General features: G+C 71.0%; 28 protein-coding genes and 1 pseudogene. 15 read left to right on the top strand and 14 right to left on the bottom strand.

The window, feature by feature from the left end; translation table 11 throughout:
- Positions 1-15: 15 nt before the first annotated feature.
- The 4 genes from ACIGA3_RS27385 to ACIGA3_RS27370 all read right to left on the bottom strand — a co-directional run bounded on the left by ACIGA3_RS27385 (position 16) and on the right by ACIGA3_RS27370 (position 3,359).
- Positions 16-579, bottom strand: a complete 564-nt coding sequence (locus ACIGA3_RS27385) for a Clp protease N-terminal domain-containing protein (protein WP_399720740.1) — start codon at positions 577-579, stop codon at positions 16-18.
- Complete coding sequence (locus ACIGA3_RS27380; protein WP_030807538.1) at positions 579-788, bottom strand: helix-turn-helix domain-containing protein; 210 nt, start codon at positions 786-788, stop codon at positions 579-581. Before ACIGA3_RS27380 ends, ACIGA3_RS27385 begins: the two co-directional genes overlap by 1 nt.
- Before the next feature lie 117 nt (positions 789-905).
- Positions 906-1,871 carry a zinc-binding dehydrogenase gene (locus tag ACIGA3_RS27375; RefSeq protein WP_399720737.1) on the bottom strand — a complete coding sequence of 322 codons (966 nt, stop codon included), beginning with the start codon at positions 1,869-1,871 and terminating at the stop codon, positions 906-908.
- A gap of 264 nt (positions 1,872-2,135) precedes the next feature.
- Entirely contained in the window at positions 2,136-3,359 is a 1,224-nt protein-coding gene (locus ACIGA3_RS27370; RefSeq protein WP_399720734.1) for an NADP-dependent malic enzyme, read from the bottom strand.
- A gap of 597 nt (positions 3,360-3,956) precedes the next feature.
- On the opposite strand from ACIGA3_RS27370, the gene ACIGA3_RS27365 reads away from it, so the two are divergent.
- From ACIGA3_RS27365 to ACIGA3_RS27355, 3 genes are read left to right on the top strand one after another with little or no spacing between them, the layout of a single operon-like run.
- Entirely contained in the window at positions 3,957-4,907 is a 951-nt protein-coding gene (locus tag ACIGA3_RS27365; RefSeq protein WP_399720731.1) for an ABC transporter substrate-binding protein, read from the top strand.
- A 37-nt stretch (positions 4,908-4,944) separates the two neighbouring features.
- A complete protein-coding gene (locus tag ACIGA3_RS27360) occupies positions 4,945-5,880 on the top strand; it encodes an amino acid ABC transporter permease (protein WP_399720728.1) in 936 nt (311 codons plus the stop codon).
- Positions 5,881-5,927: 47 nt separating this feature from the next.
- The gene (locus ACIGA3_RS27355) at positions 5,928-6,680 is read left to right on the top strand and encodes an amino acid ABC transporter ATP-binding protein (protein ID WP_399720947.1); all 753 of its coding nucleotides are present in this window, start codon (positions 5,928-5,930) and stop codon (positions 6,678-6,680) included.
- 70 nt (positions 6,681-6,750) lie between these two features.
- Here the strand turns inward: ACIGA3_RS27355 and ACIGA3_RS27350 are convergent, their stop codons facing one another.
- Positions 6,751-7,512: a class I SAM-dependent methyltransferase gene (locus ACIGA3_RS27350; protein WP_399720725.1), complete on the bottom strand. Its 762-nt coding sequence runs from the start codon at positions 7,510-7,512 to the stop codon at positions 6,751-6,753.
- A 101-nt stretch (positions 7,513-7,613) separates the two neighbouring features.
- On the opposite strand from ACIGA3_RS27350, the gene ACIGA3_RS27345 reads away from it, so the two are divergent.
- Positions 7,614-8,261 (top strand): CGNR zinc finger domain-containing protein, encoded by a 648-nt coding sequence (locus tag ACIGA3_RS27345; protein ID WP_399720722.1) that lies wholly within the window; start codon positions 7,614-7,616, stop codon positions 8,259-8,261.
- On the opposite strand, the gene sodX is transcribed toward ACIGA3_RS27345, so the two are convergent.
- Complete coding sequence (gene sodX / locus ACIGA3_RS27340) at positions 8,147-8,578, bottom strand: nickel-type superoxide dismutase maturation protease (RefSeq protein WP_399720719.1); 432 nt, start codon at positions 8,576-8,578, stop codon at positions 8,147-8,149. The genes ACIGA3_RS27345 and sodX overlap by 115 nt on opposite strands.
- Positions 8,579-8,722: 144 nt before the next feature.
- Between sodX and sodN the strand changes: the two genes are divergently transcribed.
- Positions 8,723-9,118, top strand: coding sequence for a superoxide dismutase, Ni (sodN, locus tag ACIGA3_RS27335; RefSeq protein ID WP_399720717.1), 396 nt, complete (start codon positions 8,723-8,725; stop codon positions 9,116-9,118).
- 21 nt (positions 9,119-9,139) lie between these two features.
- Here sodN and ACIGA3_RS27330 read toward each other — a convergent pair.
- Positions 9,140-9,421, bottom strand: a pseudogene (locus ACIGA3_RS27330) (hypothetical protein); the annotation flags it as partial.
- Positions 9,422-9,810: 389 nt separating this feature from the next.
- On the opposite strand from ACIGA3_RS27330, the gene ACIGA3_RS27325 reads away from it, so the two are divergent.
- The gene (locus ACIGA3_RS27325; protein WP_399720714.1) at positions 9,811-10,026 is read left to right on the top strand and encodes a DUF6243 family protein; all 216 of its coding nucleotides are present in this window, start codon (positions 9,811-9,813) and stop codon (positions 10,024-10,026) included.
- Between the two features lie 324 nt (positions 10,027-10,350).
- Positions 10,351-10,584, top strand: coding sequence for a hypothetical protein (locus ACIGA3_RS27320; RefSeq protein WP_399720711.1), 234 nt, complete (start codon positions 10,351-10,353; stop codon positions 10,582-10,584).
- Here the strand turns inward: ACIGA3_RS27320 and ACIGA3_RS27315 are convergent.
- The 3 genes from ACIGA3_RS27315 to ACIGA3_RS27305 all read right to left on the bottom strand — a co-directional run bounded on the left by ACIGA3_RS27315 (position 10,569) and on the right by ACIGA3_RS27305 (position 13,790).
- Entirely contained in the window at positions 10,569-10,919 is a 351-nt protein-coding gene (locus tag ACIGA3_RS27315; protein WP_399720708.1) for a DUF952 domain-containing protein, read from the bottom strand. The two genes, ACIGA3_RS27320 and ACIGA3_RS27315, sit on opposite strands and share 16 nt — an antisense overlap.
- 209 nt (positions 10,920-11,128) lie before the next feature.
- On the bottom strand, positions 11,129-12,292 hold the full coding sequence (locus tag ACIGA3_RS27310) for a family 2 encapsulin nanocompartment cargo protein polyprenyl transferase (protein WP_399720706.1): 1,164 nt from the start codon (positions 12,290-12,292) through the stop codon (positions 11,129-11,131).
- A gap of 91 nt (positions 12,293-12,383) precedes the next feature.
- Positions 12,384-13,790 carry a family 2B encapsulin nanocompartment shell protein gene (locus tag ACIGA3_RS27305; protein WP_399720703.1) on the bottom strand — a complete coding sequence of 469 codons (1,407 nt, stop codon included), beginning with the start codon at positions 13,788-13,790 and terminating at the stop codon, positions 12,384-12,386.
- A gap of 352 nt (positions 13,791-14,142) precedes the next feature.
- On the opposite strand from ACIGA3_RS27305, the gene ACIGA3_RS27300 reads away from it, so the two are divergent.
- Together ACIGA3_RS27300 and ACIGA3_RS27295 are read left to right on the top strand one after the other, a co-directional pair.
- The gene (locus ACIGA3_RS27300; RefSeq protein WP_399720701.1) at positions 14,143-14,736 is read left to right on the top strand and encodes an N-acetylmuramoyl-L-alanine amidase; all 594 of its coding nucleotides are present in this window, start codon (positions 14,143-14,145) and stop codon (positions 14,734-14,736) included.
- 96 nt (positions 14,737-14,832) lie between these two features.
- The gene (locus tag ACIGA3_RS27295; RefSeq protein ID WP_399720698.1) at positions 14,833-15,738 is read left to right on the top strand and encodes a 1-aminocyclopropane-1-carboxylate deaminase/D-cysteine desulfhydrase; all 906 of its coding nucleotides are present in this window, start codon (positions 14,833-14,835) and stop codon (positions 15,736-15,738) included.
- On the opposite strand, the gene ACIGA3_RS27290 is transcribed toward ACIGA3_RS27295, so the two are convergent.
- Positions 15,735-17,330, bottom strand: coding sequence for a Na+/H+ antiporter (locus tag ACIGA3_RS27290; protein WP_399720695.1), 1,596 nt, complete (start codon positions 17,328-17,330; stop codon positions 15,735-15,737). The genes ACIGA3_RS27295 and ACIGA3_RS27290 overlap by 4 nt on opposite strands.
- 60 nt (positions 17,331-17,390) lie before the next feature.
- On the opposite strand from ACIGA3_RS27290, the gene ACIGA3_RS27285 reads away from it, so the two are divergent.
- From ACIGA3_RS27285 to ACIGA3_RS27275, 3 genes are all read left to right on the top strand, one after another.
- Positions 17,391-17,651, top strand: coding sequence for a UBP-type zinc finger domain-containing protein (locus tag ACIGA3_RS27285; protein WP_399720692.1), 261 nt, complete (start codon positions 17,391-17,393; stop codon positions 17,649-17,651).
- Between the two features lie 278 nt (positions 17,652-17,929).
- Positions 17,930-18,346, top strand: a complete 417-nt coding sequence (locus tag ACIGA3_RS27280; RefSeq protein WP_018544439.1) for an anti-sigma regulatory factor — start codon at positions 17,930-17,932, stop codon at positions 18,344-18,346.
- A gap of 17 nt (positions 18,347-18,363) precedes the next feature.
- Complete coding sequence (locus ACIGA3_RS27275) at positions 18,364-19,452, top strand: RNA polymerase sigma factor SigF (protein ID WP_399720688.1); 1,089 nt, start codon at positions 18,364-18,366, stop codon at positions 19,450-19,452.
- 36 nt (positions 19,453-19,488) lie between these two features.
- Here ACIGA3_RS27275 and ACIGA3_RS27270 read toward each other — a convergent pair whose 3' ends face one another.
- The gene (locus ACIGA3_RS27270) at positions 19,489-19,935 is read right to left on the bottom strand and encodes a hypothetical protein (protein ID WP_399720685.1); all 447 of its coding nucleotides are present in this window, start codon (positions 19,933-19,935) and stop codon (positions 19,489-19,491) included.
- A 125-nt stretch (positions 19,936-20,060) separates the two neighbouring features.
- Between ACIGA3_RS27270 and ACIGA3_RS27265 the strand changes: the two genes are divergently transcribed.
- Positions 20,061-21,029: a diacylglycerol/lipid kinase family protein gene (locus tag ACIGA3_RS27265; protein WP_399720682.1), complete on the top strand. Its 969-nt coding sequence runs from the start codon at positions 20,061-20,063 to the stop codon at positions 21,027-21,029.
- A gap of 318 nt (positions 21,030-21,347) precedes the next feature.
- Positions 21,348-21,605, top strand: coding sequence for a WhiB family transcriptional regulator (locus ACIGA3_RS27260; RefSeq protein ID WP_003992873.1), 258 nt, complete (start codon positions 21,348-21,350; stop codon positions 21,603-21,605).
- Between the two features lie 251 nt (positions 21,606-21,856).
- Here the strand turns inward: ACIGA3_RS27260 and ACIGA3_RS27255 are convergent, their stop codons facing one another.
- A complete protein-coding gene (locus ACIGA3_RS27255) occupies positions 21,857-23,323 on the bottom strand; it encodes a sensor histidine kinase (RefSeq protein WP_399720946.1) in 1,467 nt (488 codons plus the stop codon).
- Between the two features lie 495 nt (positions 23,324-23,818).
- On the opposite strand from ACIGA3_RS27255, the gene nagB reads away from it, so the two are divergent.
- Positions 23,819-24,604 (top strand): glucosamine-6-phosphate deaminase, encoded by a 786-nt coding sequence (nagB, locus tag ACIGA3_RS27250; RefSeq protein ID WP_399720679.1) that lies wholly within the window; start codon positions 23,819-23,821, stop codon positions 24,602-24,604.
- Between the two features lie 46 nt (positions 24,605-24,650).
- Here nagB and ACIGA3_RS27245 read toward each other — a convergent pair whose 3' ends face one another.
- A complete protein-coding gene (locus ACIGA3_RS27245) occupies positions 24,651-26,132 on the bottom strand; it encodes a glycoside hydrolase family 3 protein (RefSeq protein WP_399720677.1) in 1,482 nt (493 codons plus the stop codon).
- Positions 26,133-26,138: the final 6 nt, after the last annotated feature.

Genomic DNA, 26,138 nt, shown 5'->3' with positions numbered 1-26,138 from the left:
GCCGAGGGTCCGGCGTCAGCCCGCCTGTGCCGTTCCCTCGCCGTACAGGACCCGCCGCAGCGACTCATCGGTCACTCCATGGTCGGCGAGCACCTCGGCGGGCACTCCGGGCCGCACCGTCAGGGCGAGCAGGAGGTGCTCGTCGCCGATGCGCCGGTCGCGGTGGCCGATGGCGGCGCGCAGCGCCCCCTCCAGCACCTCCTTGGCGTCCTGGTCGAAGGTCCGGCGGCCGGACCAGCCGTCCGTGTCGCGGCGGTCGCCGGACAGCGCCCCGGCGCCGTGCGCCTCCTCGACCCTGGAGACGATCTCCGTGACGTCGATCCCGAGTCCGGCGAGGGCGTCCGCGTCCGCTCGGGTCAGACCCGCCCGGCGCCGCGCCTCGGTCAGCGCCTGGCGCAGGGACTCCCTGCGTTCGGCGAGGCCGAGTGCGGCGAGCGCGAAGGAGGCCCTGCTGCCCTCACGGTCGAGGAGGGCGAGCAGCAGATGTTCGGCGCCGATGGACCGCACGCCCGCGCGTTCCGCGTGGGCGACCGCGCCCTGGACGACTTGACGGGCGTCCTTGGTGAAGCGTTCGAACATCACTGCCTCCCGTATTTCTTGTGCACGGCCTGCCTGCTGACACCCAGCTCGGCGGCGATCTCCTGCCACGACCAGCCCTGATTGCGCGCACCACGCACCTGTACCGCCTCCAGCTGCTCCAGCAGCCTGCGCAGCGCGGCCACGGCCCGCAGCCCGACCCGCGGATCGCGGTCACCGGCCCGCTGGGCGAGATCCGTTGCATCCGTCATGATGTCAACCTAGGTTGACACCCTCTCCTTGTCAACCCATGTTGACAAGGAGGGCCGCGAAAAGGCGGGCCCGACACCCCGGACCCGCCTCCGTACCCGCCCTCTCCGTAAGGGAGTTCAGGAGTTGCTGAACACGATCTTCCCGAAGTGCTCGCCGGACTCCAGCCGTTCGAAGCCCTCGCGGGCGCGGTCCAGCGGGAGCACCTCGTCGATGACGGGGCGCACGCCGGTCGTGGCGCAGAAGGCGAGCAGGTCCTCCAGCTCGTCCTTGGTTCCCATGGTGGAGCCGACGACCTTGAGTTCCAGGAAGAAGATCCGGGTCAGTTCGGCGTGCGAGGGCCGGTCACCGCTGGTGGCACCGGAGATCACTACCGTGCCGCCGGGCCGCAGCGACTTGATGGAGTGCGACCAGGTCGCGGCGCCCACGGTCTCGATGACGGCGTCCACCCGCTGCGGCAGCCGCGCCCCCGGCTCCACGGCCTCGACGGCGCCCAGTTCCAGCGCCCGCTTCCGCTTGGCCTCGTCCCGGCTGGTGGCGAAGACCCGCAGCCCGGCCGCCCGGCCGAGCACGATGGCGGCCGTGGCGACACCCCCGCCCGCTCCCTGTACGAGGACCGAGTCGCCGGGCCGTACCCCGGCGTTGGTGAACAGCATCCGGTACGCCGTCAGCCAGGCGGTGGGCAGGCAGGCGGCCTCGGCGAAGGACAGTTCCCTGGGCTTGGGCAGCACGTTCCAGGTGGGCACGGCGACCTGCTCGGCGAAGGTGCCCTGGTAGCGCTCGGTAAGGATGGAGCGGGGCTCACGGGGGCCGACACCGTGGCCGCTCTGGCCGATGACGGAGTGCAGGACGACCTCGTTGCCGTCCTCGTCGATCCCGGCGGCGTCGCAGCCGAGGATCATCGGCAGCCGGTCCTCGGGGAGCCCGACACCCCGCAGGGACCAGAGGTCATGGTGGTTGAGGGAGGCGGCGCGGACGGTGACGGTGCTCCAGCCGGGCCGGGCCCCGGGGGCCGGGCGCTCCCCCAACTCGAGGCCGGAGAGCGGCTGGTCGCGGTCGATCCGGGCGGCGTAGGCGGCGAACATGGCCTCGACGATAGGTTCCGGCCCGCCCTCGGCGGAACCGGCAGGCGGTGTGACACACGCCCTCTTGCGCGACGGCACCCGCCCGGCGGGCGACACGGCGGACCACCCGGCGGCACCCTGCACGCACCCCCACCCAGCCGACCCGCCGACCCGCCGCACCAGCACCACGGCCGGACCCGTCAGTGCGCAACTCGGCCCGCCGGACGCACGAACGGCCCCGCCCTGCCGGGCGAGGCCGTTCCGCTCAAGCGCCTGCGCGCACCGTCAGCGCCGGGCGACACCCTCCGCACGGGCGGCGGCCGCGACGGCGGCCGTGACCGCCGGGGCGACCCGCTCGTCGAACGGCGAGGGGATCACGTAGTCGGCGGCTAGGTCGTCGCCGACGACGGCGGCGAGCGCCTCGGCCGCGGCGATCTTCATGCCCTCGGTGATCCGGGAGGCCCGCACCTGGAGCGCACCGGCGAAGATGCCGGGGAAGGCGAGCACGTTGTTGATCTGGTTCGGGAAGTCGGAGCGCCCGGTGGCGACGACGGCCGCGTACTTGTGCGCGACCTCCGGGTGCACCTCGGGGTTCGGGTTGGCCATGGCGAAGACGAAGGCGCCCTTCGCCATGGAGGCGACCGCCTCCTCCGCGACCGTGCCGCCGGAGACGCCGATGAACACGTCGGCGCCGGCCAGCGCGTCCTCCAGCGTGCCGGTGAGCCCGGCCTTGTTGGTGAAGGAGGCCAACTCCCGCTTGACGTCGGTCAGATCGGTCCGGTCCGCGGAGACGACGCCCTTGCGGTCGGCGACCGCCACGTCCCCGATGCCGGCCTCGATCAGCATCCGGGCGATGGCGACACCGGCCGCCCCGGCCCCGGAGATGACGACGCGCAGCTGCCCGATCTCGCGCCCGCTGAGCCGGGCCGCGTTGCGCAGCGCCGCCAGCGTGACGACGGCGGTGCCGTGCTGGTCGTCGTGGAAGACCGGGATGTCCAGCCGCTCCTGTAGGCGCCGCTCGATCTCGAAGCAGCGCGGCGCGGAGATGTCCTCCAGGTTCACACCGCCGAAGGACGGGGCGAGCCGGACGACGGTCTCCACGATCTCGTCGACTCCGGTGCAGGCGAGGGCGATCGGCACCGCGTCGACGCCGCCGAACTGCTTGAACAGGATCGCCTTGCCCTCCATCACGGGGAGGGACGCCTCGGGACCGATGTCCCCGAGACCGAGCACGGCCGTGCCGTCGGTGACGACGGCGACGACCGAGGACTTCCAGGTGTAGTCGTTGACCAGCTCCGGCTGTTCCGCGATCGCGGTGCACACGCGCGCGACGCCGGGGGTGTACGCGAGGGAAAGGTCTTCCGTGTCCCGGACCGGCACGGTGGCCTGCACGGCCATCTTGCCGCCGCGGTGCAGCGCGAACGCGGGGTCGAAGGAGTCCAGGGGCTCGGCCCCGCCCTCCGGTCCGGCGCCGCTGTCGCTGCGAGGATTGACGATCTCCGCTGCCACTTTGTCTTACCCCTTAGCTATGCATGGTTGAGGGTTGACCACTCCGGGTGGGGAGTGGGCGGGCACCGCGCACGGCTCGATTGAGGGATACGTACGAGCACATACGCGACGGGCGCGCCGCACACGCGCCCTGAGCCCCGGATGAGGGGTGTAAAGAACCTTCATACCGGACGGACGAGCGGACCACGAGTCCATTAGGCGCAAGGTCACATGTCGCCCCGGAATGCCACCCGGCCCTCCCGGCCCTCCCCGCTCCCCTCGCACGGAGGGCCCGCGGGCGCACCTCAGAGGAACCTCAAGCGCCCCGCGAACCCCCCGAAACCCCGCACAACGCCCGTCCGCATCATGAGACCCGCGCAAGATCTTCCGGTGTGAAAAGTCTATTTCCGCAGATCATCCGGTGTGAATGGAGCGCGGATGTACCGACCTGGTGCGGTTCTCGATCACCCGTTATCCGATTTTGACATTGTGACGGGCCTGAATGGCGTAGTCCGAATGGCAAGATGCCGTAAACCCACGAGGTCGCGGCACCCGAAGGTGTGTGTTCTCGTCGACCCATCGGTACGTCTTCTCTTCCCATCCGCCGGAGGAACCACGATGACCGCAAGCTCCACCCGTCGTACGGCCGCTCGGTCCCGGATCGCAGCGATCGGTGCGATCGCGGTCGCGGGCTCCCTGCTCCTCACCGGCTGCGGTGACCAGACCAAGGGCAAGGACTCCGGCAGCGCCTCCGACAGCAGCGCCCCCCTCGCCGACCTGCTTCCCGCCTCGATCCGGGACAAGGGCGAGATCAAGGTCGGCTCCGACATCCACTACGCCCCGGTCGAGTTCAAGGACTCCTCGGGCAAGGTCGTCGGCATCGACCCGGACCTCGCCACCGCCCTCGGCGACCAGCTCGGCGTCAAGTTCACCTTCGACGACGGCACGTTCGACGGTCTGCTCACCGGCCTGCGCTCCGGCCGCTTCAACATCGCCATGTCCGCGATGACGGACAACAAGAACCGTCAGGAGGGCGTCGACGCCGACACGGGCAAGAAGGTCGGCGAGGGCGTCGACTTCGTCGACTACCTGACGGCGGGTGTCTCCATCTACACGCGCAAGGGCGACACCAAGGGCATCACCGGCTGGTCGGACCTGTGCGGCAAGAAGCTCGCCGTCCAGCGCGGCACGGTCTCGGAGGACCTGGCCAAGCAGGAGACCAAGAAGTGCCCGGCCGGCAAGAAGATCAGCATCGAGCCGTTCGACGACGACCAGCAGTCCCAGACCCGGCTGCGCTCCGGCGGTGTGGACGCCGCCTCCTCCGACTTCCCGGTCGCCGCCTACGCGGTGAAGACCTCCGGCGGCGGCAAGGACTTCGAGGTCGTGGGTGACCAGGTCGAGGCGGCCCCGTACGGCATCGCCGTCGCCAAGAAGGACACGCAGCTGCGCGACGCCCTTAAGGCCGCGCTGAACGCGATCATCAAGAACGGCGAGTACGCGAAGATCCTCAAGACGTGGGGCGCGCAGGACGGCGCCGTCAAGGAAGCCGTGATCAACGGCGGCAAGTGATCCGCGGAACCTCAGCGGCCACCGAGAGGCACTACCTGTGACTGACATCGAGAAGACGGCCGGGGGCAAGGACACTCCCCCGGCCGCGCCGGAGGCCATCAAGGCCATCCCGGTCAAGCACTACGGACGTTACGTGTCCGCCGTCATCGCCATCGCCCTGCTCGCGGCGATCGTGTACGCCTTCAGCCAGGGCAAGATCAACTGGCATGCGATCCCCGACTACTTCTTCGACGACCGCATCCTGACCGGCGTCGGCAAGACCCTGCTGCTGACGGTCCTGTCGATGGTGATCGGCATCGTCGGCGGCATCGTCCTCGCGGTGATGCGGCTGTCGAAGAACCCGGTGACCTCGTCGATCGCCTGGTTCTACATCTGGTTCTTCCGCGGCACCCCGGTGCTGGTGCAGCTGTTCCTGTGGTTCAACCTGGGACTCGTCTTCGAGTACATCAACCTGGGCCCGATCTACAAGAACTACTGGTCGGACTTCATGACGCCGCTGCTGACGGCGCTGCTCGGCCTCGGCCTCAACGAGGCCGCGTACATGGCGGAGATCTGCCGCGCCGGCCTGCTCGCGGTGGACGAGGGCCAGACCGAGGCGTCCCACGCGCTGGGCATGAGCCACGCCAAGACGCTGCGCCGGGTCGTCATCCCGCAGGCGATGCGCGTGATCGTGCCGCCCACGGGCAACGAAGTGATCAACATGCTGAAGACGACCTCGCTCGTGGCGGCCGTCCAGTATCCCGAACTGTTCCGCTACGCCCAGGACATCGGTCAGAACTCCGGCGCACCGGTGGAGATGTACTTCCTCGCCGCCGCCTGGTACCTGATCATGACCTCGGTCCTGAGCGTGGGTCAGTACTACATCGAGCGCTACTACGCCCGAGGCTCCAGCCGTCAACTGCCTGACACTCCATGGCAGAAGGTGCGGGCGAACATGTTCTCCCTGGGCCGTCCGAAGGGAGGCGCGGCATGAGCGACAAGCTGAGCAAGAACGACACCCCGCCGCAGGGGAGCGTTCCGATGGTGAAGTCCGAGGGCGTGCACAAGTCCTTCGGCTCGGTGGAGGTCCTCAAGGGCATCGACCTGGAGGTGAAGCCGGGCGAGGTGTTCTGCCTCATCGGCCCCTCCGGTTCCGGCAAGTCGACGTTCCTCAGGTGCATCAACCACCTGGAGCAGGTCAACTCCGGCCGTCTGTACGTCGACGGCGAGCTGGTCGGCTACCGCCAGAAGGGCGACAAGCTGTACGAGCTGCGGGACAGCGAGGTCGCGCTGAAGCGCCGGAACATCGGCATGGTCTTCCAGCGCTTCAACCTCTTCCCGCACATGACGGCCGCGGAGAACGTCGCCGAGGCACCCGTGCAGGTCAAGGGCGTCTCCCGGCGGGCGGCGCGGGAGCAGGCGATGCAGCTCCTGGAGCGGGTGGGCCTCGGCGACAAGGCGGGCAACTACCCCTCCCAGCTCTCCGGCGGCCAGCAGCAGCGCGTGGCGATCGCGCGGGCGCTCGCCATGGAGCCCAAGCTGATGCTGTTCGACGAGCCGACGTCGGCGCTCGACCCGGAGCTGGTCGGTGACGTCCTCGACGTCATGCGCGACCTCGCCGAGTCCGGCATGACGATGGTCGTCGTCACCCACGAGATGGGCTTCGCCCGCGAGGTGGGCGACAGCCTGGTCTTCATGGACGGCGGAGTGGTCGTCGAGTCCGGCCACCCCCGCGACGTCCTGACCAACCCCCAGCACGAACGCACCCAGTCGTTCCTGTCGAAGGTGCTGTAGGCCGAAGGTGCTGTAGGCGGACAGATCGAGGGGCGGTACGGGTCACCCCGTACCGCCCCTCGTCCGTGCGTCACCTCAGCGCGAGCAGCAGCGTGTCCGACGGCGAGCACCACACCGGCCGCGCCTCCGCGAACCCCTTCTCGCGCAGGGCGGCCGCGTGCGACGCCGCGGAGGGGGTGTCGCCGTCGGCGTGTTCGCCGTAGATCTCGAAGCGGCGGGCGGTAGGGCCGGCGAGGACCGGGTCCTGGGCGGCGACCTGCCACCACTGCGCCCAGTCGAGGGCGCCGTCCCGCTTGGCCCGGTCCATCTGGGCATGCCGCTGAGCCCGCTCGGCGGCGTTGATCCGGGGCGTGGACTCGTCGGTCATGTGGTCCGCGTTCATGAAGACCCCGCCCTCCCGCACCAGCCCGGCGAGCTGCCCGTAGAGCGCCGCGAGGGGTTCGGTGTGCAGCCAGTGGAGCGCGGTGGCCGTGAGGACGGCGTCGTAGTCGGCGTACGGCAGCGCCGTCGTCCACTGAGGGTCCTTGAGGTCGGCCTCGACGAAGGTGACCCGGTCGTCGCCCGCGAAGGTGCCGCGCGCGATGGCGAGCAGGGCCGGGTCGAGGTCCACCCCGGTGCTGACGGCCTCCGGGAAACGCGCCAGCAGCCGCGCGGTGATCGTGCCGGTGCCGCACGCGAGGTCGAGCACGCGCGGGGCGGTGCCGACGAACGCCTCGACCATGTCGAGCATGACCCGGAACCGCTCCTCGCGGTCGGGCATGTACCACTCCTGCTGCCGGTCCCAGCTTTCCTGCCAGGCCGCCCAGTCCGTTCCCGTCCCTATGGTGGTCACGATTCCCCATCCCCTTCGGTGCACGCGTAATACCCTGGAACCACGCCCGGCTGTTACCCGACCGCAGACACGACCATAGAGCGCCCCCGTAAGGACTACAAGTGGAACTGGCCCATTACTCGGATTACGCCGTACGTCTCGTCAACAGCGAGGAGCCGGGCCAGGGCAAGGACTCCCTGACCTCGGTGGAGGCCGTACGCGACCTCTTCGGCGCGAACGCGTCGGCGGCCCGCCGCGCCACCGACGCCGATGTCACCCGCTTCCGCTCGGTCCGCGGCAGGCTGCGCGGAGTGTTCGAGGCGGCGGACGAGGGGGACGAGACGCTGGCCGTGGACCTGCTGAACTCCCTGCTGCTGGAGTTCCCGGTCAGCCCGCAGATCTCCGGCCACGACTTCCGTGACGACGACGGCCGCCCGCTGTGGCACATGCACCTGGCCGACCACCCGTCGAACGCCACCGCCGGCTACGCGGCCATCGCCGCGATGGGCCTGGCGTTCCATCTGACCGAGTACGGCGTCGACCGCCTGGGCCTGTGCCAGGCGGCCCCCTGCCGCAACGCCTACCTGGACACCTCCACCAACCGCTCCCGCCGCTACTGCTCCGACCGCTGCGCGACCCGCGCCAACGTCGCCGCCTACCGCGCCCGGAAACGCCTGGCCGCCGACCGGTCCGACAGCAGCGGCCTGGCCGCGGAGAACGCCCAGCGCACCAGCGCCAGCGGCGAACGCCGGCCCGCGAGCGGGCGGTAGCGCAGCCACGCCCGCCCCAGGATCAGCTCCTCGGGTACGACCCCGTAGTCCGTGCTGTCCCCACCGGCGTACGGGTTGTCGCCGAGCACCCACCAGCCGCCCTCGCGCTGCTCCACCGCCCGCTTGACGACCAGCAGGTCCTGCTGGAAGGGATGACGCAGGACGACGATCCCGCCCGGCCGGACGGGGCTGCCGTACCGCAGCAGCAGGCGGTCCCCGTGGTGCAGCGTGGGCACCATGGAGGGGCCCGTGACCTCGGCAAGACCGAAGGGCGGCAGCGCTCTGCCCCGCTCGGTCTCCTGCGACAGCTCCGGCATGCCCGGTACCTCCCCGGTCCGTTCCTCCACAGTCTCAGTCTGACCCCGGACTTTTGTCCTAAGCCCTGGGGGGCACTCGGGAAAACCAGTCCCTCAGGGAGTAATGTCCCACCTGAGAAGACGATCACGAGGAAGGAACGCTCCATGCTTTCCCGCCTGTTTGCCCCCAAGGTCAAGGTCAGCGCCCACTGCGACCTGCCCTGCGGTGTGTACGACCCGGCTCAGGCCCGCATCGAGGCGGAGTCGGTGAAGGCCATCCAGGAGAAGATGGCCGCCAACGACGACCTGCACTTCCAGATCCGTGCCACGGTGATCAAGGAGCAGCGCGCCGAGCTCGCCAAGCACCACCTGGACGTGCTCTGGAGCGACTACTTCAAGCCGCCGCACTTCGACAGCTACCCCGAGCTGCACACGCTGCTCAACGAGGCCGTCAAGTCCCTCTCCACCGCCAAGGCGTCCACGGACCCGGCGACGGGCCAGAAGGCCCTGGACTACATCGCCCAGATCGACAAGATCTTCTGGGAGACCAAGAAGGCTTGATCTCTGGGTCAGCTCTTCGAGCTATTCGACCGCACCCGGTCCCTCTGAGGGTCTGGGTGCGGTCGTTTTTCGTCGGACAGGAGGGTCGGGCCGTTCCGACTCCCCGACAACAGTGGGTACCCCGGACCGCAGGTGCGCAGCCCATGCTCGCGTCACAGCGAGATGGTGATCCTGAAGCCCGACGTATGGGTCGGGCTGAATCAGCAGCGTGGCGATGCCACGGGCATCGCGCTCTGTGGCCCAGGCGTGATCGAGGCCGGTGAAGTCGTCGTCGATCCAAGCGACAGAGGCGTCACCCGGCCACCGAAACAGCGGGGCGCAAGTGAGATGACCGGCTCCTGCCGTCAGTGTGCTCGCCACCGCTGACAGCGTCCGAGGCGGCCCAGTAACGCCCATCTGGACCTGCCCCGGGCGGGCGGCGACCACTGGCGGGTGCTGGCGGGTGCTGGCGGGTGCTGAGATTCCCGGAAGGAAACGGCTGACCCCGGGCGCTCACCGAAGGCCCGGCCGACGCCGGGCGGCGAAAAAGTTGGCGTGCGGGGCCGACGGAACCGGGTAACGTCTTTGTCATGTTCTTCCAGACGTCGATTCACGAGTGAGAGCGTGATGGGCCTCTGCTGACGTTCTTCGACGTCGCCGCGCGTCCCCATCGATGAATCCGTAGATCTTTCACATCATTACCGGGAGAACCCGTGACCGACAGCAAGAACATCAACAACCCCGTTGGCCAGGGCGGCGGCAAGCGCAAGAAGCTGTCCCGCGCCGAACGGCAGAACAACGGTCCGCACCGCAACCTCGACCGCCAGAATGCAGCGGACAAGAAGGCGGAGCTGGTGCGCAAGATGCGCGAGAAGACAGGCGCAGCTGAGGGCGCCGAGCAGGCGGGCGACGAACCCGCACAGAGCTGACGCACCGCCGCCGCAGGGCGGCACCGCACGGGCAGGGCCCCGACCGCGACGCGCGGTCCGGGCCCTGCTGCCGTACCGGGCGTGACCGGTCCCGCTCACCGGACCACATCCACGCCCTCTGGCTGGGCAGCTTCTTCTCGTCCGAGAACGTGTACATGTGGCGTTGCGAAGAAGGGTGGCGGGTGCACCGCGTTGCCGAGGTTGTTGATTCGGTGGAACCACCGAGCTCATGACGGAGCCGGCAGCTCTATGGAACGGCTTCGGTCCTGCTGGCCCCGGGCAGTCCGCACACAGTCCGCGAGACACCCGATCAAGCTGGCGCCCGTGATCAGCGTGCTCATCGGCGCCTGGGCCACCGACCGGACCCCGCGCTTCGACATGGACGCGTTCAAGACGGTGCTGATCCCTCTGACCATGGGTCTCTCCGCGCACGCCCTCGTCAGGACCTGGCTCGCCGATGGCAAGGGAGTCCGCTGGTCCACGCGCTGCGTGCCGCCCGTACTCGTACTGGTGGCCGGGACGGCCGTAGCCGGGGCGACGACCTACCTCGGCGCCTGAGCTCCGCCCCAGGGCTCCACATCCACCACCGCGGACACCGGCACCGCCCCGTACACATGCGGGAACTCTTCACCCGCCGGTGGCATCGCCTCGTAGCGAACCGGTGCGTCCAGCAGCGCCGGGTCCACCACCAGGACCACAAGGTCGTCCCGGTCGGGGTCGTCGCCGTACAGGAAGGCTGCCACGCGCGGGAGTTGGGCGCGGGTGGAGAAGTGGATGTAGCCGACATCCCGGAGGGTGCGGCCGCGGGTGGACACCTCGTAGGTGCCGTCTTCGCGGGCCGCGTCCCAGAGGGCGCGTTCGGTGAGGTGGAGGATCTCGGGCTGCTGAGACATGGGGGTCACGGTACGGGCGCAGGCCGGGTTGTGGCATGGTCCCGGTTTCCATACCGGGACCCACGCGCCCAGCGTCTTGTGGCGGCCGACGACCGTGTCGACCGACTGTCCGCAGGTGGGGCAGACGTGGCTTTCCCTGTCCATACCCCCAGCGTAGAACGGCCGGGCCCCGCGCACCGTGGGGATGCGCGGGGCCCGGCCCACCCGCCTCAGCTACTGCGCCGGGTGACGAACTCCGCCAGGGCCAGCAGGCCGCCCGCGGCCTCCGGGGCCGGGACCGCCCGGGCCAGTTCCTGGACCGCCCGCGCCATGCGGTCCGCCGCCTCCGCCTGGGCCCAGTCCCGGCCGCCCGCCTGCTCCACGGCGACCGTCGCGCGGGCGATCTCGGCGGTGTCCCCCTCCGTATGCGGGCGGGCGTACAGCGTGGCCAGTTCCGCTGCCGCCGGGGTGCCGGAGGTCAGCGCGGCGACCACAGGCAGGGACTTCTTGCGGACGGCGAGGTCGGCGCCGGCCGGCTTGCCCGTGCGCCGGGGGTCGCCCCATATGCCGATCACGTCGTCGATCAGCTGGAACGCCAGCCCTGCCTGGCGGCCGAAGGTGTCCAGCGCCGCCACGACCTCGTCCTCCGCGCCCGCGTACAGCGCGCCCAGGGCGCAGGCGCAGCCGAGCAGGGCGCCGGTCTTCGCCTCGGCCATGGCGAGCACCTCGTCGAGGGCGACCTCGTCGGGTGGGCGCTGCTCCAGGGCCGTGTCGGTCTGCTGTCCGGCGCACAGTTCGATGACGCACTCCGCGAGCCGGGCCGCCGCCCGGCCGGAGGCCGGATGCGGGTCGTCGGCGAGCAGCCGCAGGGCCAGGGCCTGGAGGGCGTCCCCGGCGAGGATCGCGTCGGGGTCGCCGAACACGGTCCAGGCCGTGGGCCGGTGTCTGCGGGTGGTGTCGCGGTCCATCACGTCGTCGTGCAACAGCGTGAAGTTGTGGACCAGTTCGACCGCCGCCGCGGCCCGCACGGCTGCGGCCCGCGCCTCCGTGCCGCCCAGCGCGGAGGCCGCCGCGAGGACGAGGGCGGGCCGGATCGCCTTGCCCGCGTTGCCCGCGGCCGGGGTGCCGTCCGCGTGGCTCCAGCCGAAGTGGTAGAGCGCGATCCGGCGCAGCTGCCCCGGCAACGAGTCGACGGCGGCGCGCAGTTCGGGGTCCACGACACCCCGTGTGCGCTCCAGCAGGACGATCGCCTCATGGCCGTCCCCCGAGACGTCGCCCCCCGAAGCGCTGTCCCCCGGCACATCGTCCGCCGCCTGTCGCGGCCTCGGTACGGCGTCGGACGCGGCGGCCGGCACGGGCGCGCGCCCTCCGGTCTCCACGATGGACTCGCTCATGGCTCCCCCTCACGATCTCCGGGAACGGTGGGGCCGCCGCCCCGGCGGCAAGGACCGCCGGGGCGGAACACGGCCGTAAGCGGGGACGGTGTCACCGCCACCGGCCGATCTCCACGTTCTCCAGCACGCCCAGCGCGTCCGGCACCAGCACGGCGGCCGAGTAGTAGGCGGTCACCAGGTAGTTGATGACGGCCTGCTCATTGATGCCCATGAAGCGGACGGACAGGCTGGGCTCGATCTCGTCCGGCAGGCCGGACTGCCTCAGGCCGATCACGCCCTGGTCGGCCTCGCCGGTACGCAGGGCGATGATCGAGGTGGTGCGGGCCTCGCTGACCGGGATCTTGTTGCACGGGTAGATCGGCACCCCGCGCCAGGTGGGGATGCGGTTGCCGCCCACGTCGATGGTCTCGGGGACCAGTCCGCGCTTGTTCAGCTCGCGCCCGATCGCCGCGATGGCGCGCGGGTGGGCGAGCAGGAACTTGGTGCCCCGGCGACGGCTGAGCAGCTCGTCCAGGTCGTCCGGGCCGGGGGCGCCGTCGTGCGGCTGGAGGCGCTGGTCGTACTCGCAGGCGTGCAGGAGGCCGAACTCGCGGTTGTTGACCAGCTCGTGCTCCTGGCGCTCCTTCAGCGCCTCGACCGTGAGCCGCAGCTGCTGCTCGGTCTGGTTCATCGGCTGGTTGTACAGGTCGGCCACGCGGGAGTGGATGCGCAGCACGGTCTGGGCGATGCTGAGTTCGTACTCGCGCGGACGTGCCTCGTAGTCGACGAAGGTGTGCGGGATGTCGGGCTCACCGGAGTGACCGGCCGCCAGCTCGACCTCCTGCTCTCCGTACTTGTTGGTGCGCTGTTCCGGGAGCGCGCGCAGCCGGCCCACGTGTTCGCCGAGGGAGTCGGAGCGCTCGGCGACCTGCTCGAAGTCCGAGCGGCTGAGGACGAGCACCGTGCACGCGGTGGCGGCGCGGGCGGTGTACTCCCAGATGGCGTCGGGGTCCAGCAGTGCCTGCTCGCCGAAGTAGGCGCCGTCGGCGAGGACTTCGAGGACCGCGTCGTCGCCGTACGGGCCCGTGCCGATCTTCTCGACGCGGCCGTGGGCGAGGAGGTAGACCTCCTCGGTGCGGGCGCCGAAGGAGCTGATCACCTCGCCCGCGGCGATGTCCCGCTGCCGGCAGCGCCGGGCCAGCTCGGTCAGCGCCTCTTCGTCCTCGTACGAGCGCAGGGCGGGCAGTTCGCCCAGCTCGGCCGGGATGACCTCGACCTGGTCCCCGGTCTTCACGAAGGTGATGCGGCCGTCGCCGACGGCGTACGTCAGCCTCCGGTTCACCCGGTACGTGCCGCCCTGGACGTCCACCCAGGGCAGGTTGCGCAGCAGCCAGCGGGAGCTGATCTCCTGCATCTGGGGTACGGACTTGGTCGTGGTGGCCAGGTTCCGCGCGGCCGCCGTGCCGAGGGACTGCTGCGGCTTGCCCTGTTCCGTGCGGACCTCTTCGCCTACCGACATAAGGAATTGCCCTCCCATGTATGCCCGGCGCCGAATCTCGCCGGGCACCGGTCTCATGGCTGAGCCTTTCATCACGGAGCGTGCTCGCACCATTACCCGAAAGGAGGGGAATGGATCATCGGACTACTGGGCAGACTGGGGGACCTTGTCGCCGCTTGTCGACTCTTGTCGCCCCTTGTCGACGGCCGCCCGGCATGTTCCCGCCGGGAAATGGCCGGATCGGCTCGCACAGCATGCGAACGATGTGTTCCGGACCGCCCGGCCTCGGTACAAGCAGCGTGACGGGTGGGCCGCCGCGGGCGGCCGGCCCGCACGGTACGGAAACTTCCCGAACGGTACGAAGGAGGCGGCCATGTCCCCACCCATGTCCGCGAGCGGTTTTCTGAGCGCGCTGAAGGCGGAGGGCCTCAAGGTCGTGGAGGTCGCCGGCTGGCGGGTCCACAACCGCAACCACAAGGGCCCCTGGGGCCCGGTCCACGGTGTCATGATCCATCACACGGTGACCAGCGGCAGCGCCCGCACCGTGGAGCTGTGCCGCGAGGGCTACGAGGAGCTTCCGGGCCCGCTCTGCCACGGCGTGATCACCAAGGACGGCAAGGTGCACCTGGTCGGCTACGGCCGCGCCAACCACGCCGGTCTCGGTGATGACGAGGTGCTGCGCGCGGTCATCGCGGAGAAGGGGCTGCCGACCGACAACGAGGCCAACACCGACGGCAACCGGTACTTCTACGGCTTCGAGTGCGAGAACCTCGGCGACGGCGAGGACCCCTGGCCCGAGGCCCAGATGGAGGCGATCGTGCGGGCCGCCGCCGCGATCTGCCGCCACCACGGCTGGACGGAACGTTCAGTCATCGGCCACCGCGAATGGCAGCCGGGCAAGGTGGACCCGCGCGGGTTCACCATGGCCTCGCTGCGATCGCGCATCAAGGAGCGGCTGAAGGGATAGCCGCCCGCCAGGGCGGGGCCGACAGGGCCGGCCGACAGGGGCCGGCCGACAACCGGGGCAGGGCGACAACCGGGGCAGGGCGACGACAATGGGCGGATGACCAGCGCCGACCCCCTCTCCCCGGCACTCCCCTCGCCCCTCGCGGAAGCGCGGGACGACCGTTTCTCCCGGCACGGCGTGCGGCTGCTGCTCAAGCGGGACGATCTGATCCACCCGGAGCTGATCGGCAACAAGTGGCGCAAGCTCATGCCGAACATCGAGGCGGCGCGGGGCCGGGCGCTGGTCACCTTCGGCGGCGCGTACTCCAACCATCTGCGCGCCACCGCGGCCGCCGGGCGGCTGCTCGGCCTGCCCACGGTCGGCGTGGTGCGCGGTGACGAACTGGTCGGCCGCCCGCTGAACCCCTCGCTGGCCAGATGTGCGGCCGACGGCATGCGGCTGCACTTCACGGACCGGGCGGCGTACCGGCGCAAGGGCGAGCCGAAGACCCTGGCCGCGATCCTGCGCGCGGCCCGCGCGGAGGGCGCGTACGTCGTCCCGGAGGGTGGCAGCAACGCCGAGGCGGTGCGCGGCTGCGTGGCACTGGGCGAGGAGCTGCGGGACCGCGCGGAGGTCGTCGCGGTGGCCTGCGGCACCGGTGGCACGCTCGCCGGACTGGCCGCCGGACTGGCGCCCGGGCAGCGCGCGCTCGGCGTGTCCGTGCTCAAGGGCGGCTTCCTGGAGGCCGAGGTGCGCACTCTTCAGGAGCGGGCCTTCGGCACGCGCACCGGCGACTGGTCACTGGAGGACCGGTTCCACTTCGGCGGCTACGCCCGTACGACTTCGGAGCTGGACGCCTTCGCGGCGGACTTCGAGGACCGGCACGGGGTGCCCGTGGAGCGGCTGTATGTCGCCAAGTTGCTGTACGCGCTCGCCGCGCTGGCCGAGGAGGGCGCCTTCCCGCGCGGGACCGCGGTGGCCGCGGTGGTCACGGGACGCCCCTTCCCGGACAGCACGTTTTAGGCCACTTCCCGGTACGCGGCCGCCTCCTCCAGGTCGAGCCGGCGCAGCAGGTCGCGGAGCATCTCGTCGTCGATGTAGCGGTGGTCGCGCAGGCGGACGAAGACATCGCGTTCGGCGCTGATCATCTGGCGGGACAGCCGGCGGTAGGTGTCGTCCACGGACTCGCCGGTGACCGGGTTGGCCTGGCCGAGGCGTTCCCAGACGGAGTCGCGGCGGCGCTCCATCACCGCGCGCAGCCGGTCGGCGAGCGGCGCGGGCAGGGCGTTGCGCTCGTCGGCGAGGAGTTCGTTCAGCCGCGCCTCGGCCGCGCGGGACGCCTGGGCCTGCGCGTTGGCCTCGGCGAGGGTGTCCGCGCGCGGGTCGCGCTCCGGGAAGCGGAGGGCGCGGATCAGCGGGGGCAGGCTCAGGCCCTGGATGACCAGGGTGCCGATGACGGTGGTGAAGGTCAGGAAGAGGATCAGGTTGCGCTGCGGGAAGGGGTGGCCGCCGTGCACGGTCAGCGGGATGGAGAAGGCGATGGCGAGGGAGACCACGCCGCGCATCCCGGCCCAGCCGGTGACCAGCACGCCTCTCCAGGTGGGGTTCTCCTCCCGCTCCCGGACGCGGGCGGAGAGCAGGCGGGGCAGGAACGCGGCCGGGTAGACCCAGGCGAGCCGGGCCAGGACGACGACCACGAAGAGGATCGCGGCGTATCCGACGGCCCGGGTGCCCTCGTTCGCGCCGAGCCCCTCGACGACGACGCGCAGCTGGAGGCCGATCAGGGCGAAGACGGCGGACTCCAGTACGAAGGCGACCATCTTCCACACCGCCTCCTCCTGGAGCCGGGTGGCGAAATCGACCTCCCACGCGCGGTGCCCGAGATAGAGAGCGACGACCACGACCGCGAGCACCCCGGAGGCGTGGAACTGCTCGGCGACGCTGTAGGCGACGAACGGGATGAGCAGGGACAGGGTGTTCTGGAGCAGGGGCTCGCGCAGATGGGTGCGCAGCCAGTGCAGGGGCGCCATCAGGACGAGGCCGACACCGACACCGCCGACCGCGGCGATCAGGAACTCGAGCAGGCCGCCCGCCCAGGTGGCGCCCTCCCCGATGGCGGCGGCGAGGGCGACCTTGTACGCGGTGATGGCGGTGGCGTCGTTCAGCAGGGACTCGCCCTGGAGGATCGTGGTGATCCGGGACGGCAGTCCGAGCCGGCGGGCGACCGCGGTGGCGGCGACCGCGTCGGGCGGTGCCACCACCGCGCCCAGCACCAGCGCGGCGGTCAGCGGCAGGCCGGGCACGATCAGATGCGCGACCCAGCCGACCGCGACGGTGGCGAAGAGGACGTAGCCGACCGACAGCAGTGCCACCGGCCGTACCTGGGCGCGCAGGTCGAGGTAGGAGCTGTCGCTGGCCGAGGTGTACAGCAGCGGGGGCAGCAGCAGCGGGAGGACGACCTCGGGGTCGAGGGTGTAGTCGGGCACCCCTGGCAGGTAGGACGCGGCGAGGCCGACGGCGACCAGCAGCAGCGGCGCGGGTACGGGCCCGCGCCGGGCCACGCCCGCGACGGCGGCGCTCCCCGCGATCAGCAGCAGGAGCGGCATCACGTCCATGTCCTCGCCCACCCTCGTTCTCCGCGCGACTCTCCGCGCACCCGACGTAATCTGGCAATCATGAAACAGTGCACGCACCTCGACGCGCTGCCGCTCCCGGAACCCGGCCCGCTGAGCGAGACGTGCCTGGAGTGTCTCGCGGACGGGACGGACCCGGTGCAACTGCGGCTCTGCCTCACCTGCGGCCATGTCGCGTGCTGCGACTCCTCGCCGAACCGGCACGCGACGAAGCACCACGCGGACTCGGGTCACCCGGTGATGCGGACGTTCGAACCCGGAGACGACTGGCGATGGTGTTTCGTGGACCACGTACTCGTGTGAGAGTGGACGGCACAGCGGCGGGCGGCGCGGCGGCGATTCCGGTGGTTCGACCGCCCGATGCCTGGGTACGTCAACCCGGCGCGCGCTCTTCCCATTTGAATCCGCCCAACCCCCTAGACACGGAGCGTATACGGAGCTTTACTGTGAGTAACGCCAGGGGGCCGGGGGTGCGGGGACAGGAACGTTCCGAGCGCGATAGCGTCACCGCGGAACCACGTACGCGTTACGCCGGGGGCGACCCTCGGCCCCGTGAAGCTTGTACCACCATGGAGGTGAGGGTGTCCCAGATCGCAGGCGAGCCCACGGCGAACCAGGACTTCGTGGAAGTCCGGCTTCCGGCCGCGGGTGCCTACCTGTCGGTGCTGCGGACGGCCACGGCCGGTCTGGCGGCCCGCTTGGACTTCACCTTGGACGAGATCGAGGATCTGCGCATCGCGGTCGACGAAGCCTGCGCGATCCTGCTCCAGCAGGCCGTGCCGGGCTCCGTGCTCAGCTGCGTCTTCCGGCTCGTCGACGACTCGCTGGAGGTCACGGTGTCGGCTCCGACCACCGACGGCCACGCCCCGTCGCGCGACACGTTCGCCTGGACCGTGCTGTCGGCCCTGGCGGGCAAGGTGTCGTCCGCCGTCGACGAGGACCGGACCGTGTCGATCAGCCTCTACAAACAGCGCGGCGCGGGCCCCGGCCCGGCGTGAGGAACGGGGACGGTCCGGTGCGGGACGAAGAGCGCGGCGCGCGAGAACTGCCGACCGGGAAGGCCGAGAGCCTGCGGGCGGCCCCCCAGGACGGCTCCCGGCACATGGCCGACGGCGTCGACGGCATCCCCGAGCAGGCCAGACCCCACCCGGAGGACGACTCCGCACAGGTCGGCGGCGAGGGTGCCGTACGGAGCGCGCCCCAGGGGGAGCGCGGCGGGGACGCGACCGCCGACCGCGCGGGGGCGAGGGCTCGGGGAAGGGCTACGGGCGGGACGATGAGCGAGCACGAGCGATACGCCGAGGGCACCGCGCCGGGCGCGGAGGCCGTGCGGGCGGAACGGCACGACCCTCATGACCGCAGCGGGGCGCGGGCGCTCTTCGTGGAGCTGCGCGGCCTGCAGGACGGCAGCCCGGAGTACGCGGAGCTGCGCAACCGGCTGGTCCGCATGCATCTGCCGCTCGTCGAGCATCTGGCGCGCCGCTTCCGCAACCGCGGCGAACCGCTGGACGACCTCACCCAGGTCGCCACGATCGGACTGATCAAGTCCGTGGACCGGTTCGACCCGGAGCGGGGTGTGGAGTTCTCCACGTACGCCACTCCCACGGTCGTCGGCGAGATCAAGCGGCACTTCCGTGACAAGGGCTGGGCGGTCCGGGTGCCGCGCCGGCTCCAGGAGCTGCGGCTCGCGCTGACCACGGCGACGGCCGAGCTGTCCCAGCTGCACGGCCGCTCCCCCACGGTGCACGAGCTGGCGGAGAAGCTGGCCATCTCCGAGGAGGAGGTGCTGGAGGGGCTGGAGTCGGCGAACGCGTACTCCACGCTGTCGCTGGACGTCCCCGACACCGACGACGAGTCCCCGGCGGTCGCCGACACCCTCGGCTCGGAGGACGAGGCGCTGGAGGGGGTGGAGTACCGGGAGTCGCTCAAGCCGCTGCTGGAGGACCTCCCGCCGCGCGAGAAGCGCATCCTGCTGCTGCGGTTCTTCGGGAACATGACCCAGTCGCAGATCGCGCAGGAGGTCGGCATCTCGCAGATGCACGTCTCCCGGCTGCTGGCCCGCACGCTGGCCCAGCTGCGGGAGAAGCTCCTGGTGGAGGAGTAGGCCGCCCGGAGCAGGACCCCCGTAACAGGACCCGCGTTATTCGGCGCGACCCGGCCCGGTGATCCCGAGGGCGCGGGTCGTGGCCGGACTGACCAGCAGCACCAGCGCGGCCACGGCGACCACCGCGAGGCCGATGCCCGCCGGGATGGCGATGCTGTCGGCCTGGAGCAGGTTGTAGGCGACCGGCAGGGCGAGGATCTGGGTGATCACGGCGGGGCCCCGGCTCCAGCGGCGCGTCAGCCACAGTCCGCGCGCGGCGAGCAGTGGCAGCAGCGCGAGCACCAGCAGGGTGATCCCGCCGGTGACAGCCTGCTGCCGGTCGTCACCGGCGCCGGTGAGACCGAGCGCGAGAACGCACACGCCCGCCACGACGAGGGCGGTCCCCTCCAGCGCGGCCAGCGCGGCGGCGTACGTCAGGCGGCGCGGGCGCTCACCGGCCGGGGCGGGGCCGGTCTCCGGGGCGGGGGTCTGCTCACTGCTCACCCGAGAAGGGTAGCCCCGCGCCCGACGCGGCCCGGAGGGTGCGTGGCGAGGCTCACGCCCCTCGGTCTCGCCCGATCCTCGACTCGCCCTGGGTTCGATACCCCCCAGTAGGTACGCTGCCATGCATGCGTGCACTTCTCGTGGTCAATCCGGCGGCAACCACCACAAGCGCCCGCAGACGCGACGTTCTGATCCACGCGCTGGCCAGCGAGATGAAGCTGGAAGTCGTCCACACCGAGTACCGCGGTCACGCGCGCGATCTGGGGCGGTCGGCTGCGGAGAGTGACGACGTCGACATGGTGGTGGCCCTGGGCGGTGACGGCACCGTGAACGAGGTGGTCAACGGCCTGCTGTACGCCGGCCCCGACCCGGAGCGGCTGCCCGGGCTCGCCGTGGTCCCCGGTGGTTCGACCAATGTCTTCGCCCGCGCGCTGGGTCTGCCCAACGATCCCGTCGAGGCCACCGGCGCCCTGCTGGACGCGCTGCGCGAGCGCCGGGAACGCGTGGTCGGCCTCGGTCTGACCTCGGGTACGCCGGGCACGGCGGACGAGGCGGTGCCGGAGCGCTGGTTCACTTTCAATGCCGGACTGGGCTTTGACGCGGGCGTTGTGGGCAGGGTGGAAAGGGAACGGGAGCGCGGCAAGAAGTCGACGCACGCGCTCTATGTCCGCCAAGTAGCAAGGCAGTTCATGGGTGAACCGAATCGCAGACACGGCACGATCACCCTGGAACGGCCGGACGCGGAGCCGGTGACCGATCTCGCCGTCGCCATAGTCTCGAACACGTCGCCCTGGACGTATCTCGGCAATCGCCCGATGTACACATCGCCTAAGGCGTCGTTCGATAACGGCATCGACGTGCTCGGTCTGAAGCGGCTCTCCACGGCTGCGGTTGCCCGGTATGCGACCCAGTTGCTCACTTCGTCCCCCGAGCGCGGACCCCATGGGAGACACGCGATTTCGCTGCACGACCTGGACCGGTTCACCTTGCATTCGAAGGTCCCTCTACCCCTTCAGATGGACGGTGACCACCTGGGGCTGCGGACGAGCGTGACGTTCACAGGCGTTCGCCGTGCACTGCGTGTGATTGTGTGAGCGGAACGGGCCAAAGTCCTTTCACTCGAACGTTTAGGCCACTGTCCACCCCATGGAAGTACGGCTGTGACCTAGTCGACACCGAGGAATCAAAAAAAATCTTCCGGAAGGGGTTGTATCCGTCGCCGAGGTTTGCGAGTCTCTACATGGCGATCGGGACGGCCCGCAACACCGGCTTCCATTGATCGCCAGAACCCTCTTCAAAACACAGGACCACGCCGGGGAGACCCGGTGATCGGCCCTTCACTTGTTGAGGACTCGTGAAAGCGTTCACATTCACAAGCAATCTGCATGTAATACCAAGGAGAGGTAGCAGCCATGGACTGGCGTCACAACGCCGTTTGCCGCGAGGAAGACCCCGAGCTGTTCTTCCCCATTGGCAACACCGGTCCCGCGCTGCTGCAGATCGAGGAAGCCAAGGCCGTCTGCCGTCGCTGCCCGGTGATCGAGCAGTGTCTGCAGTGGGCGCTCGAGTCCGGTCAGGACTCCGGCGTCTGGGGTGGTCTGAGCGAGGACGAGCGTCGCGCAATGAAGCGCCGCGCCGCCCGCAACCGTGCTCGCCAGGCTTCTGCCTGATGAGTCACCCCTGCTGACAGCCTGAGCTTGGCGGCGCGTTGGCCCGAAGTACCGGGCACCACGCTTCTCCCGCCCCCGAGCCGCAGCGCGCAGTACCCCCGATGCTTTCCCCAGGTCTCGGCCCCGCCGGGCCCGGGGGGCTCCGCCTCAGCGGAGCAGCTCAGCAACGAGCACCAGCCTCGGACCGCTATCGGTCCGAGGCTTTTCGCTTGCCCGCGCCGGCCGGGCCGAGCGTCACCGCCCGGCCGCCCTCACTTCTGCGGGCGCACCGGGATGTCGAGGATGACCCGGGTGCCGCGCTCCGGCGCCGGGACCATGTCGAAGGTGCCGCCCAATTCCCCCTCGACCAGGGTCCGGACGATCTGGAGGCCGAGGTTGCCCGCGGTGTGCGGGTCGAAGCCCTCGGGCAGACCGACCCCGTCGTCCTGGACGGTGACGAGCAGACGGCCCTCCTTGGTGGTGCCGCCCCGGACCGCCGAGACCTCGACCGTGCCGGTGTCGCCCTCACGGAAGCCGTGCTCCAGGGCGTTCTGGAGCACTTCGGTCAGCACCATCGACAGCGGGGTGGCGACCTCGGCGTCCAGCCAGCCGAAGCGGCCGCTGCGCCGGCCGGTCACCTTGCCCGGCGAGATCTCCGCGACCATCGCCAGCACCCGGTCGGCGATGTCGTCGAACTCCACCCGCTCGTCCAGGTTCTGAGACAGCGTCTCGTGCACGATGGCGATCGAGCCGACCCGGCGCACGGCCTCCTCCAGCGCCTCCCGGCCGCGCTCGGAGTCGATGCGGCGGGCCTGGAGCCTGAGCAGGGCGGCCACGGTCTGGAGGTTGTTCTTCACCCGGTGGTGGATCTCCCGGATGGTGGCATCCTTGGTGATCAACTCACGTTCGCGGCGCCGGAGTTCGGTGACGTCCCGGCAGAGCACCAGGGAACCGATGCGGGTGCCCTTGGGTTTGAGCGGGATGGAGCGGAACTGGATCACCCCGTCCTTGGCCTCGATCTCGAACTCGCGGGGCGCCCAGCCGCTGGCCGCCTTGGCGAGCGCCTCGTCCACCGGACCGCGTGTCGGGGCGAGTTCGGCGGTGGTGCGGCCCAGGTGATGGCCGACCAGGTCGGCGGCGAGGCCGAGGCGATGGTAGGCGGAGAGCGCGTTCGGGGAGGCGTACTGGACGATGCCGTCCGCGTCCAGCCGGATCAGGCCGTCGCCCGCGCGCGGGGAGGCGTCCATGTCGACCTGCTGGTCGGGGAAGGGGAAGGAACCGGCCGCGATCATCTGCGCGAGGTCCGAGGCGCTCTGGAGATAGGTGAGTTCCAGCCGGCTCGGGGTGCGCACGGTCAGCAGGTTGGTGTTGCGGGCGATCACTCCGAGGACGCGGCCCTCACGCCGTACCGGGATGGACTCGACCCGTACGGGGACCTCTTCGCGCCATTCCGGGTCGCCCTCGCGCACGATGCGGCCCTCGTCCAGCGCCGCGTCCAGCATGGGGCGGCGCCCGCGCGGGACGAGGTGGCCGACCATGTCGTCCTGGTAGGAGGTCGGGCCGGTGTTCGGGCGCATCTGGGCGACCGAGACGTACCGGGTGCCGTCGCTGGTGGGGACCCACAGGACGAGGTCGGCGAAGGAAAGGTCGGAGAGCAGCTGCCACTCCGAGACCAGCAGATGGAGCCACTCGAGGTCGGTGTCGCCGAGGGCGGTGTGCTGGCGGACGAGTTCGTTCATGGAGGGCACGCTGCGAGCGTACCGGGGGCGCGTCACTGGCCGAAAAGACACCCGCGGGCCGCGGCGCCTGAGAGGGACCCTCAGCCCTCCCCGCGCCGCAGCCCGGAGCATCATCGGCCGTGGGGTGTGCGGTCCCGGTCGGCCGAAGGCCGAGGAGCCGGAGCAGTCAGGGCAGAGAGCACCGGTTCCTCGATCCGCCCTCCTGTGCGGGGAAGGCGGAGGCTTGTCAGCTTGTCGTCCTGCGTTTGCCTCCCCCGCATTCTGGACTAGACCACGAGGGCATGTCCATGGTCGGAGGAGACCCGAACTCGGGGGCGGCGAGGCCGCACCGTACTGGCAAGCCTAGTCGGGCCGGGGCGACCGTGGGGCCCCGTCGGCCTGGCGATTTCCGCCCCGTACGGCCGGGGCCGCTCTGCTAGATTGGTCTAAACCACATACCGACGCTCCCCCGGTCCCCAGCGACCGTCCGCCCTCTTCCAGATCGGCAGGCCCAGCGTGGAAGTTGTCATCGTCCCGGACGCCGCGGCGGGCGGCGAGCTGGTGGCCGAGGCCATGGCCCGGCTGCTGCTGCGCAAGCCCGACGCCCTGCTCGGGGTGGCCACCGGCTCCACCCCGCTGCCCGTCTACCAGGCCCTGGCGGCCAAGGTGCGCTCCGGCGCCGCGGACACCCATCGGGCCAGGATCGCCCAGCTCGACGAGTACGTGGGGCTGCCCGCCGACCACCCCGAGTCCTACCGCTCGGTGCTGCGCCGCGAGGTGCTGGAGCCGCTCGGCATCGGCATGGACGCGTTCATGGGCCCGGACGGCACGGCCGCCGACGTCCAGGCGGCGTGCGAGGAGTACGACCGGGCGCTCGCCTCGGCCGGGGGCGTGGATCTCCAGCTCCTCGGCATCGGCACGGACGGGCACATCGGGTTCAACGAACCGTGCTCCTCGCTCGCCTCGCGGACCCGGATCAAGACGCTGACCGAGCAGACCCGGATCGACAACGCCCGCTTCTTCGACGGCGACATCGACCAGGTCCCGCACCACGTGATCACCCAGGGCATCGGCACCATCCTGGAGGCCCGCCACCTGGTGCTGCTCGCCACCGGCGAGGGCAAGGCGGACGCGCTCGCGGCCACGGTCGAGGGCCCAGTGGCGGCGGTCTGCCCCGCCTCCGCCCTCCAGCTCCACCCGCACGCCACGGTGGTCGCCGACGAGGCCGCCGCCTCCAAGCTGAAGCTGGCGGACTACTTCCGCCACACCTACGCCCACAAGCCGGACTGGCAGGGGCTGTAGAAACACTTCGGTCCCCGTGGGCGCACCACGGGGACCGAGCGCGGGCTCACGCCCCCGCGATGACCTCCGCCGCGGCCCGGCCGCAGACGCGGGCCGCGCCGTGGGTCGCCAGGTGGAGCTGCCCGCGGGGCGGGGACTGCGGGACGCCCATCTCGACGACCACGGTGTCCGGGCGGGCCGCGATGAGCGTGGTCAGGGCCTTCGCCATCCAGGGGTGCCGGTGTTCGTCCCGGACCACCGCGACCACCCGGCGCTCCCCCGCCGCCGCGAGGGCGTCGGAGCCGGCCGAGTCGCCGGTGAAGCTGCCGGTCGACGTGCCCGGGAGCAGCTTCGTCAGCTCGGCGGCCACGCCCCAGGGGGTGTCGTCGCCGACCGCGATGTTGGCGGCCGGGGTGAAGGCGGCGACGTAGGGCGCCTCGGTGAGCGGGGTGAAGGACTCGCCGCCGGTCACCGTCAGGGCACGGCGGGCCGCGCGCTGGCCGGCCTCGGGGTCGGGGGTGGTGTCCCCGGTGGTACCGCTCACGGTCCAGGCGGCGAGTTCGCGCACCCGGCGGGCCGCGTCCGCGAGGCGTTCCTCGGGCAGTTCGCCGGAGCGCACGGCGGCCACCAGGGCGTCACGCAGCCGCCGTACCGTCTCGTCGTCGGCGAGGCCGCCGCCCACGCAGATCGCGTCGGCGCCGGCCGCGACGGCGAGGACGCTGCCGTGCTCGATGCCGTAGGTGCCGGAGACGGCGCGCATCTCCATGCCGTCGGTGACGATGAGGCCCTGGTAGCCGAGTTCGCCGCGCAGCAGGTCGGTGAGGACCGGCCGGGAGAGGGTCGCGGGGCGGTCCGGGTCCAGGGCGGGGACCAGGATGTGGGCACTCATCACCGCGCGGGTGCCCGCCGCGAGGGCGGCGCGGAAGGGGGCGAGTTCGCGGGCCTGCAGCACGTCGGCGGGTACGTCGATGCGGGGCAGCGCGTGGTGGGAGTCGACGGCGGTGTCGCCGTGGCCGGGGAAGTGCTTGGTGCAGGCCGCGACCCCGGCGGACTGGAGGCCGGTGACATAGGCGGCGGTGTGCCGGGCGACCAGGGCGGTGTCGGCGCCGAAGGAGCGGACGCCGATGACCGGGTTGTCGGGGTTGGAGTTGACGTCGGCGGAGGGCGCCCAGTTGAGGTGGACCCCGCAGGCGGCGAGGCGGCGGCCGAGTTCGCGGGCGACGGCGTGGGTCAGCTCCAGGTCGTCCACCGCGCCGAGGGCGTGGTTGCCGGGGAAGGAGGAGCCGGTACGGGCCTCCAGGCGGGTGACGTCGCCGCCCTCCTCGTCTATCGCCACCAGCACATCGGGGCGTTCGGCACGCAACTGTGCGGTGAGCGCGGCCAGTTGTTCCGGCGAGACGATGTTGCGGCCGAACAGGCCGACCGAGGCGAGGCCCTCGCCGAGCCGGCGCAGCAGCCAGTCGGGGGCGGTGGTGCCGGTGAAGCCTGGCTGGAGGACGGTGAGCGCGTCGCGCGTCAGGGTGTCGGTACCGCGGGCGATTGTCGTCATCGGGTG

It is taken from the genome of Streptomyces sp. NPDC085596, from assembly GCF_044541565.1.
GTDB lineage: Bacteria > Actinomycetota > Actinomycetes > Streptomycetales > Streptomycetaceae > Streptomyces.
This window is presented reverse-complemented; position numbering and strand designations above follow the sequence as displayed.